General features: G+C 44.0%; 9 protein-coding genes and 1 pseudogene. 1 reads left to right on the top strand and 9 read right to left on the bottom strand.

The window, feature by feature from the left end; genetic code table 11:
- From LC574_RS12780 to ntrB, 8 genes and pseudogenes are all read right to left on the bottom strand, one after another.
- Positions 1-665, bottom strand: a 665-nt coding sequence (locus tag LC574_RS12780; RefSeq protein WP_229453869.1) for a response regulator, incomplete at its 3' end; no start/stop codon positions are given.
- A 93-nt stretch (positions 666-758) separates the two neighbouring features.
- Positions 759-995: a hypothetical protein gene (locus LC574_RS12775; protein ID WP_229453868.1), complete on the bottom strand. Its 237-nt coding sequence runs from the start codon at positions 993-995 to the stop codon at positions 759-761.
- 92 nt (positions 996-1,087) lie between these two features.
- Positions 1,088-1,324 carry a hypothetical protein gene (locus LC574_RS12770; RefSeq protein ID WP_229453867.1) on the bottom strand — a complete coding sequence of 79 codons (237 nt, stop codon included), beginning with the start codon at positions 1,322-1,324 and terminating at the stop codon, positions 1,088-1,090.
- 544 nt (positions 1,325-1,868) lie between these two features.
- Positions 1,869-3,194: a DUF58 domain-containing protein gene (locus LC574_RS12765; RefSeq protein WP_229453866.1), complete on the bottom strand. Its 1,326-nt coding sequence runs from the start codon at positions 3,192-3,194 to the stop codon at positions 1,869-1,871.
- A gap of 210 nt (positions 3,195-3,404) precedes the next feature.
- Entirely contained in the window at positions 3,405-4,262 is an 858-nt protein-coding gene (locus LC574_RS12760; RefSeq protein ID WP_229453865.1) for a nitrate ABC transporter ATP-binding protein, read from the bottom strand.
- 315 nt (positions 4,263-4,577) lie between these two features.
- Positions 4,578-4,748 carry a hypothetical protein gene (locus tag LC574_RS12755; protein WP_229453864.1) on the bottom strand — a complete coding sequence of 57 codons (171 nt, stop codon included), beginning with the start codon at positions 4,746-4,748 and terminating at the stop codon, positions 4,578-4,580.
- Between the two features lie 54 nt (positions 4,749-4,802).
- The gene (locus LC574_RS12750) at positions 4,803-6,803 is read right to left on the bottom strand and encodes a nitrate ABC transporter ATP-binding protein (RefSeq protein ID WP_229453863.1); all 2,001 of its coding nucleotides are present in this window, start codon (positions 6,801-6,803) and stop codon (positions 4,803-4,805) included.
- A 210-nt stretch (positions 6,804-7,013) separates the two neighbouring features.
- A pseudogene (ntrB, locus tag LC574_RS12745) lies at positions 7,014-7,643 on the bottom strand (nitrate ABC transporter permease); the annotation flags it as partial.
- Positions 7,644-7,912: 269 nt separating this feature from the next.
- Here ntrB and LC574_RS12740 point away from each other — a divergent pair.
- Complete coding sequence (locus LC574_RS12740) at positions 7,913-8,836, top strand: ion channel (RefSeq protein WP_229453862.1); 924 nt, start codon at positions 7,913-7,915, stop codon at positions 8,834-8,836.
- A 12-nt stretch (positions 8,837-8,848) separates the two neighbouring features.
- Here LC574_RS12740 and LC574_RS12735 read toward each other — a convergent pair whose 3' ends face one another.
- The gene (locus LC574_RS12735) at positions 8,849-9,043 is read right to left on the bottom strand and encodes a hypothetical protein (protein ID WP_229453861.1); all 195 of its coding nucleotides are present in this window, start codon (positions 9,041-9,043) and stop codon (positions 8,849-8,851) included.
- Positions 9,044-9,261 lie beyond the last annotated feature (218 nt).

Below are 9,261 nucleotides of genomic sequence, written 5' to 3'. Positions count from 1 at the left end.
AAATCTCCAGGACGTTTAATAATATCTTTGATCGCTTTAGCAATTTCTTGAAGACAGCGATCGCCTAATCGATGACCATAAGTATCATTATATAATTTGAAGAAATCAACATCGCAAAGAATTAGAGAAAGGGGACGTTTATCCCGTTTCATGCGCTGCCACTCTTGGTTAAAATACTCTTCAAACCGTCGGCGGTTAGCTACTTGAGTTAATCCATCAATAGTAGCTAATCGCTGCAATTCCACATTAACGGCTTCCAGTTTTTGCTGTAACTGAGATTGCTGAATCAAGCGTTTTACCCGTTGTCGCAAAACTGCCCAGTGGACTGGTTTGGTAACATAATCCATTGCCCCCACTTCAAATGCTCGGTCAACTGACTCTTGATCTTCAAGTCCTGTAACCATTAAAACTGGAGTATACTTGCTACAATCAAAATTCTGTAACTGAGTGCAACACTCGAACCCATCCATATCTGGCATTATGGCATCAAGAAGTACTATATCAGGATGCAATTGCTTAAAAACTTTTATTGCCTCTATGCCATTTTGAGCTTCCGCTATTTGATAGCCTTCCCGCTCCAAAAAATGCCGCAGTATCAGGCGGATAAAAGGTTCATCATCAACAATTAGAACTAAAGATTGGCTTTCTTGAGCATCCGCTTTCATGGTACTTCCTTCGCAAGTTCTTGTTCTAAGGCAGTTTTAACTTGTTCATATTCCTGATATAATTGTGAGATTAATTTTAGGCTGTTTTCTAATTTACTGCTGCATCCCTGTGCTTCTAACACCTTGCAAAGCTGTGCCAGCGCGATCGCTAATGTGCCACTGACGCGAATAAACCCCTACGCGCAAAGGCTTACTGGCTTGGAAACTCGGATTTGAAAACGTAAAATACAAAGGTTGATATGCTCGTTGACAACATCCAGAACTTTTAAGTGAAGCGTGAATTGTAATCTGGAGTTGTAAGCGATGTCTTTGATGGCTACGTCTACACATTTTTAATTTTTTTATCGAGGAAGGCAGAGGGAAGTTTGAGCTTACGGAAAACTGCCCTCTTTCAAGATAAGTCTATTGCCTATACTTATGCCTTAAATCACAGCTTCTTGGCGTTGACAATCAAAAACAACCATGTAGGAAGCATTTGGTATTTCCTGGGGGAGGTGGCGCATATAGCCTTCGGCATCAGAACGGCTGCGGAAGCGAGCAACAATCTCCCGTTGCGTATTAGGAAGTAGACGAGCGATCGCCCAAGAATTAAGGCGTTCTTTATAGGCAATAGCTTGATTGTCTGATTTGGAAGCTTTGTAATCCGTAGTTTCTGGCATAATTATGTTAACCGTATGAAGTTTAATGAAGGGCGTTAATTAGTTTCTAGGTAGGAATGCACTAACGCTTTTTTTTAATGCTGCTGCCACCTTGTTATTCGATTATTGAAAAATTGTCAACACCGAGCGCTATATTTTAGACCACTTAAGTTGGAATTTTCAGGTGGCAATGAATCTCAAAGCCTTAATTTGCAATTGTTCCAGGGCATAACAATACTCAAGCAGAAAGTTTGGCAAATATCTGACTTTTCCCGTTAAGTCTTGAAAGGCTTACTGACAAAGGATTTAAGAGACAGCACAGCATATACGGTAAAGTAATGACAATCTGGTGTTAAAGGTGACGAGCAATGCTGGACTGGTGGGAGAAGAATTTTGCAACCTGTGATATCACGTCCGGTTAAACACAAGTCAATTGCGAACGGAGTGAAGCAATCGCTCCAGACGTTGTGATTGCTTCGTTTCACTTCGTTCCACTCGCTTTTGACTTATCACAAGTAATTTATCGGACATGATATGAGTTAGGCGATCGCCGATTGAAAATTCGCTAAAGTTGATTCCGCGCTTTTAGTTGCAGATATCGCTCAACTACCTGATCGGCAATTTGATTTGCTGGTGCATCTAGTACTAATACACCTTTTTGTTTCAACTGAGCATAAGCTACTTGTCGTTGCATTAATAAATCTAGTGCCACTGCACGGGCATAAGCATCTGTAACATTATCTGTGAAGGTGTGTGCTAAACGATCAACTTGCGGATCTCGCAGAGTAACACAAAATGGCAGATACCGGGGTGCTAGCTTGGAAAGTGCAGCCAGGAGTTCTGTAGAAGCGGTGACATCAATTAAGTCGGTAATCACCACCACTAGCGCCCTGCGAGTTTGTCGCTGCACAACATTTGTCACCGCCCCCAAATAATCAGATTCAAATAATACTGGTTGAATTGGTGTCAGGCGATCGATTAGCTGATTCAAATGATGTTGACCGCGTTCTGGGGGAATCCACGTATGCATCTGGCGGTCAAATACACCAACACCGACACGATCGCCTCGATGCAACCCCGCCAATGCTAAGGATAAAGTTGCATTCAAACCCCAGTCAAATCTCTGCAAATTCTGCACTTTTGCTGTCATCAATCGCCCGCGATCGAGCAAGATTAGTAAAGTTTGTTCCTGTTCGGGTTCCAGAACCCTTACCAGTGGCGTTGCATTATTATATGCCCCAACCCGACGGGCGGTAGCTTTCCAATCAATAAACCGCAAATCGTCACCAGTGCGATAGTTCCGCAGTTCGGCAAACTCTGTACCAATACCAGTTTTGCGAGATTGGCGGATTGATCCTGATGATTGCAATGTTAAACGAATTGTCAGCGATCGCAACCCAACTAAATCAGGATAAACTTTCACTGGCAGACTTTGGGGAATTTGCCAATCATTCCAAGCTAATCGCCAAATTCCTAACTGTCTGACTTGAATATTTCCCCAAGGAAACTCGCCGCGCTGTGTCGGGTTGACGGTATATGTCAATTCTTGAGTGGTATTACTGGGAATAATAGCATGAAGTGTGGGTGCAGATATGCCAAACCCTGTTGGGTAGTAATCGCAGATTTCAATTAGGGCGTTGGCATTTGGTGATGTTACTTTTAGCACCACTGGATTATCCCGCCCAATGGATAATCGTGACGGTAATTCGCGGGTAATTTGCACACGAGAACGTCGCACCTGCAAACCATCTACAATCATCAATCCGAGAACGATCGCATCAAATAGCAAAATGATGGCGATCGCTGCTTTAATGCTGAGAAAAAGGCATAGAATCGGGGCGATCGCTATACCTAAAATCAACAATAAATAAACTCGTTTGGAAGGAACCATTTTTGAGAATGAAAGTTAGGAGAATGACGATTAGCTTAACTGACATCTTGCATCAATCCCAACAACCGCCTCAGAATGAATTCTGAGGCTAATAGCTAAAGTCTTCTAAAGAAGACTAACAAGGAGTTTCAGTCCACTTAAGTGGACTAGCTTTGCACTTCGAGTCTTGGCGGGCTAGGATGCCAATTGAGAATGATGCAAGATATGAGCTTAACCTACATCATCATGGGCAAAGCGATTAAAGAGGAAGTCTAGGGCATAATTACGTAGTTGGTAGTATTGTGGATCTTCCATGATACGGGCGCGATCGCGTGGACGAGCAAAAGGAATTTCCATGACTTCACCAATTTTTGCATGGGGGCCATTGGTCATCATCACCAATTTATCTGCTAAAAATAGTGCCTCGTCGATGTCGTGGGTAATCATCAACACCGTACAACGATTATCGCCCCAAATTTTGAGCAATTCTTCCTGTAATTCTTCTTTGGTGATGGCATCCAGTGCGCCAAAAGGTTCATCTAAAATTAAGACTTTCGGACGAATCGCCAAAGCACGGGCGATAGAAACCCGTTGTCTCATACCGCCGGACATTTGCATTGGTTTCTTTTCCATTGCATCAGCTAGTCCCACCATTGCTAGATGATCTCGGACGATCGCTCTTTTTTCGGCTTGTGGTTTGTTGGGATAAACGGCGTTAACAGCTAAGTAGATATTTTCAAAAGCAGTTCGCCAAGGTAGCAAGGCATAGTTTTGGAAGACAACCATCCTGTCTGGGCCTGGCTTGGTAATGGGTTCTCCTTCTAGTAACACTTGCCCGGAGGTGGGAAAGTTAAAACCGGATACCATATTAAGTAGCGTCGATTTGCCACAGCCAGAGTGGCCGATAACGCAAATAAATTCGCCTTGTTCTACGTTGAGATTAACGCCGTCGAGTACGGTGAAGGGGCCTTTCTTTGTAGGATAAACTTTGGTAACGTCTTTAATTTCTAGGAAAGGTCTGCGGTTGGTGGTTGCAGTGGCGAATGGTTTTCCTAGTGTGTTTGTAGCTGTTGAGTTGCGGTTTTGCATGGTATTTGGGGATTAAAAAGTTTAATGTTAAAGTTCAAAGATTCATTGACTCAGAACTTGCACCAGTCCCCACGACCGCCTCATATCACGTCCGGTTAAACACAAGTCAATTGCGAACGGAGTGAAGCAATCGCTCCAGACGTTGTGATTGCTTCGTTTCACTTCGTTCCACTCGCAATGACATATCACAAGTAATTTATCGGACATGATATCAGAATGAATTCTGAGGCTTATAGCTAAAGTCTTCTAAAGAAGACTGATTAAGGTTTGTAGTCCACTTGAGTGGACTTGGGCTATTAGCCTGAGAATTTATTCTCAGGCGGGATAGGTAGGTGCAAGATATAACTTGACGGAGTTCAGAGGTTCATTAACGGAGTTTAGAGGTTCATTAATGGAGTTCAAAGCCTCATTAATGGAGTTCAGAGGTTCATTAATGGAGTTCAAAGCCTCATTAATGGAGTTCAGAGGTTCATTAACGGAGTTCAAAGCTTCGCGCGTGATTGTTTTACTTCTTCACTTCCTCTTTCTCTCACCATTCTTTTATGACGCGAATCTTCTTCTCGGTGCATCAAGAACAACTTCCGCGACTGAAAAATCACGTTTAATTTTTAAGCTGTTGAGATAAGCGATCGGATCATCGGCGTTAAAGGGAGTACCATCGAACAGTTGGATCGGTTGGCGAATATAGCTAATATCCAAACCTAATTCTCGTGCGGCGGTGCTGAAAACACGCACGCGACATACCCGTTCCACAACTTCTACCCAATTTCTGGGGAAGGGAGTGTCACCCCAACGCGCCAGTTGACTCATAATCCAAATTTGTTCGGTACGGCTGGGGCGGTTAATGGCAGACTCAGAATAAAACTGGTGATGGGCATAGTCCCGCAACGGATTATCTAAGTCACAGGTGAGACTATTTGGATCTTCGAGTTGAATGTATTCTAAATCGGTGCTGACGTACTCTCGCCCTGCTAAGATTTCCCGAATCTCTTGGGCATTTTCAGGATTTGCACAATACTGACAAGCTTCTAGCAAAGCTTTGGTCAAAGCAATATGCGTATTTGGATAATTTTCTGCCCAATCTTCCCGCACACCAAGAACTTTACCGGGGTGTCCCAGCCAAACTTCTAAGTCGGTAGCGATGGTAAAGCCGACATTTTCCACAGCCGCGCGGTAGTTCCAAGGTTCGCCTACGCAGTAACCATCAATACTTGCGGCTTTTAGGTCAGCTACCATCTGCGCTGGGGGAATGGTCTTCATATCCACATCGCTATCGGGGTCAATTCCTCCAGCCGCTAGCCAGTAACGCAGCAGCAAGTTGTGCATAGATGCGGGATGCACTACCCCCATTGTGTGCCGTTGTTCACGGGTGAGAATCAGGTGATTTCTGAAGTCTGATAAGGTTTGCACGCCTTGGTCGTAAAAGCGTTTTGCCAAGGTGATGGCGTTACCGTTGCGAGTCATGGTGAGGGCGGTGACAACGGGCAGAGGTTGGTTATTATGTCCTCCCAAAGTTAGCCACATCGGCATCCCTGAAGGCATTTGAGCCGCATCTAAATAACCCCCAGTTATGCCATCGACAATACCCCGCCAGTTGCTTTCCCGCACCAGGTTAACTTCATCTAAACCATGCTTGACAAAAAAGCCTTTTTCTTTAGCAACTGCTAGAGGGGCGCAAGCTGTCAGAGGTAAAAAGCCAATTTCTAGGTTAACTTTTTCTAATCCATGACGGGCAATGTCGGCAGTTTTCCGCGCCCGAATTTTTTTGATCCGTTTCTGCTGATTGAGGAAGTAAATCATCTCACTCCGCAAGCTGTAATAGCTGGGATGTTCTACTACTTCCATCCGCTTCCGGGGTCTGGGAATATCCACTTCTAAAATGTCGCCGATTTTAGATTCGGGGCCGTTGGTTAACATCACGATTCTGTCAGATAACAGCACTGCTTCATCTACATCATGTGTCACCATCACGGCGGTAACTTGATTTTCTTCGCAAATTTGCATCAGTTGTTCTTGCAAATTGCCGCGTGTGAGTGCATCCAATGCACCAAAGGGTTCATCTAGCAAGAGTAATTTGGGACGAATCGCTAAGGCGCGGGCGATCGCAACTCGCTGCTTTTGTCCGCCTGATAACATTCCCGGCTGTTTGTCAGCATGGGGACGCAAACCCACCATATCAATATGTTTTTCGATAATGGCTTTGCGATCGCTTGCGGGTAAACCTTTCATTACCGAGTCCACGGCAAGGGCAATATTTTCTCTTACCGTCCGCCAAGGTAATAGGGAATAATTTTGGAATACCACCATCCTGTCTGGGCCGGGTTTGCTGATTTTTTGTCCTTCGAGAGTGACAAGACCTTCAGTGGGCAAATCTAAACCCGCAATCATATTTAATAGAGTGGATTTACCGCAACCGGAGTGACCAATCAAAGAAATGAATTCTCCTTTTTTAATTTGGAGGTCGATTCCTTTGAGGGCGATATATTGGCCGCCACCTGTTAAGTTAAAAACTTTGTCAATTTGATCAACAGCTACAAACATAGGAGATAGGGAGTAGGGAGTGGGGAGTGGGGAATGGGGGATGGGGAATGAGGAATGGGGAATGGGGATTAGGGATTAGGGAGTGGGGAATGGGGGATGAGGAATGAGGAATGGGGAATGGGGATTAGGGAGTAGAGATTAAAGATTAGAGATTAAAGATTAGAGATTAGGAAAAATCTTTTCCCGTCCCTACTCCCTACTCCCCACTCCCTATTTTTCCGGCAATATCTTGTTTTGCAGCCAACCCATCGCTTTATCTAGGAGCAAGCCGACAATGCCGATGTAAACTAGAGCTAAAATAACTTCGCTGACGTTGTTATTTTGATAGGCATCCCAGATAAAAAAGCCGATTCCGACAATACCGGACATGACGATTTCGGCGGCAATAATCGCTAACCAAGCTAAACCGATCGCAATTCTCAAGCCGGTAAAAATGTAGGGTAATGCCGCAGGAATCAAAATATTTGTGAAATATTCTTTGCGGCTAAGTTGCAGAACTTTGGCGACGTTGTTGTAATCTTGGGGAATTTGGGTTACGCCGACAGCAGTGTTAATTAAGATGGGCCAAATGGCGGTGATGAAAATTACAAACAACGCGGCTGGTTCGTTTTGTCGTAAAGCTGCTAGAGAAATGGGTACCCAAGCTAGAGGTGGTACTGTCCGCAGTAGTTGAAAGATGGGGTCTAAAGCTTTGGACATGGTTTTATTAACCCCAATCAAAATGCCTAAACCAATACCAACGATCGCAGCTAGGGTATAACTGATAGCAACCCGTTGCAGACTAGCGAGAATCTGCCAAAACAGACCTTTATCAATGCCGCCTCGGTCATAAAATGGCCAGAAAATCACGGCTGCAACCAGGTGCGAGTGACCATTGCTGTTGAAGATGAGTCACATCAGAAAAAATATCAGGAGTGGTTTGACCGCTGTTCTAAAAGTCAGCAACCAAACCCTGAAAAATGAGTTAGTTTCTCGCTGATTGTTAGGGTGGGCATTGCACACCCTATTTTTTTTGCTGATTTTAGAAAAGAAAGTTGAAATTTCCGTTCCCTTGCGGGTGAGTGGAATGTCAAAATACTAAGCAGTTGCCGTTCTTTTGGCTACTTGCAATGAAATTTCGACTGAAGAGACTTTCACCGAAGAAAAAACAGCGTCTGATCCCACCTATTCAGATTCAAGTTCGAGATGGAAAATTTGAGATTATAGGTATGGGTGCATGGCATTCCTACTGGCGCGATCCCTACCATCTGCTGCTAACGATTCCCTGGACTGGCTTTCTGATCCTGATCTGTACTTTCTATGTAACGATTAATGCTCTATTTGCCCTAGCTTACTGGATAGGAGGAGATTGTATTGCCAACGCCCGACCTGGCTCTTTTTTAGATGTCTTTTTCTTTAGCGTGCAAACCCTAGCATCCATCGGCTATGGAGCAATGTATCCTAAAACAACTTACGCCAACATTATTGTCACCATTGAAGCAATGATTGGTTTGGTGGGAATTGCTGTGATGACGGGACTAGCATTTGCTCGATTCTCCCGACCCACAGCCCGTGTGCTATTTAGCCGTGTTGCTGTAATTACACCTCATAACGCAATGCCGACTCTCATATTTCGCACCGCTAATCAGCGTCGCAATATGATTCTGGAGGCGCAGATGCGAGTCTACTTAATGCGCGACGATGTAACCTTAGAAGGGCAGTTTATGCGTCGGTTCTACGACCTCAAACTGCTGAGGAACCAAACACCTAGCTTCACGTTAAGCTGGTCAGTAATGCATGTCATTGATGAGTTTAGTCCTCTATATGGGATGACACCAGAATCGTTAACCCAGACAAATACTATGCTGATCATCTCTTTGAGTGGCATTGACGAAACGGTTGCACAGGTTGTCCATGCCCGTCATAGTTATGGTGCTAATGAGATTTTGTGGAATAATCAATTTGTCGATATCTTCCATCACACACCCGATGGACATCGCTACATTGATTACAACCGCTTCCACGATGTTTTACCTTTAGATGAAAACAGTTGAAATGCTTGAAAGTTACTCCACAGTCTGATTGAGTGGAGCTTGTAAGGCTTTAACGACAACCCGACCATTTTCAACTACAGTGCAACTTTTAACCATGCTCTTGCTGGGGTTAACTGGCACATCCTGGCACTGGTTTTGGTGAGAGATATTTTGCTCTTGTTGTTGATTGAGGACGACAACACAACACGAGCAGGAAGAGAAGGACATATAAAATATTTTGATCTCTATATCTATTATCGCCTTACTGATGCTGTTTGGCTGAAAAATTTGTTACTCATCTGTTAGTCATTAGTCATTGGTCATTGGTCATTGGTCATTAGTCATTAGTCATTGGTCATTGGTCATTAGTTTTTCACAAAGGACAAAGGACAAATGACAAAAGACAAATGACAAAGAACTATTGACCAAAATGTTGAAATCCCTGG

The sequence above is a fragment of the Nostoc sp. CHAB 5715 genome (genome assembly GCF_020829685.1).
Taxonomy (GTDB): domain Bacteria; phylum Cyanobacteriota; class Cyanobacteriia; order Cyanobacteriales; family Nostocaceae; genus Nostoc.
The sequence above is the reverse complement of the archived record's forward strand: the minus strand, read 5'-3'. Positions and strand labels throughout refer to the sequence as shown.

What these genes read in the sequence shown, in the direction of transcription:
- LC574_RS12775 (WP_229453868.1), bottom strand. Translation starts at nt 995, where the DNA reads ATGTGTAGACGTAGCCATCAAAGACATCGCTTACAACTCCAGATTACA.
- LC574_RS12770 (WP_229453867.1), bottom strand. Translation starts at nt 1,324, where the DNA reads ATGCCAGAAACTACGGATTACAAAGCTTCCAAATCAGACAATCAAGCT.
- LC574_RS12765 (WP_229453866.1), bottom strand. Translation starts at nt 3,194, where the DNA reads ATGGTTCCTTCCAAACGAGTTTATTTATTGTTGATTTTAGGTATAGCG.
- LC574_RS12760 (WP_229453865.1), bottom strand. Translation starts at nt 4,262, where the DNA reads ATGCAAAACCGCAACTCAACAGCTACAAACACACTAGGAAAACCATTC.
- LC574_RS12750 (WP_229453863.1), bottom strand. Translation starts at nt 6,803, where the DNA reads ATGTTTGTAGCTGTTGATCAAATTGACAAAGTTTTTAACTTAACAGGT.
- LC574_RS12740 (WP_229453862.1), top strand. Translation starts at nt 7,913, where the DNA reads ATGAAATTTCGACTGAAGAGACTTTCACCGAAGAAAAAACAGCGTCTG.
- LC574_RS12735 (WP_229453861.1), bottom strand. Translation starts at nt 9,043, where the DNA reads ATGTCCTTCTCTTCCTGCTCGTGTTGTGTTGTCGTCCTCAATCAACAA.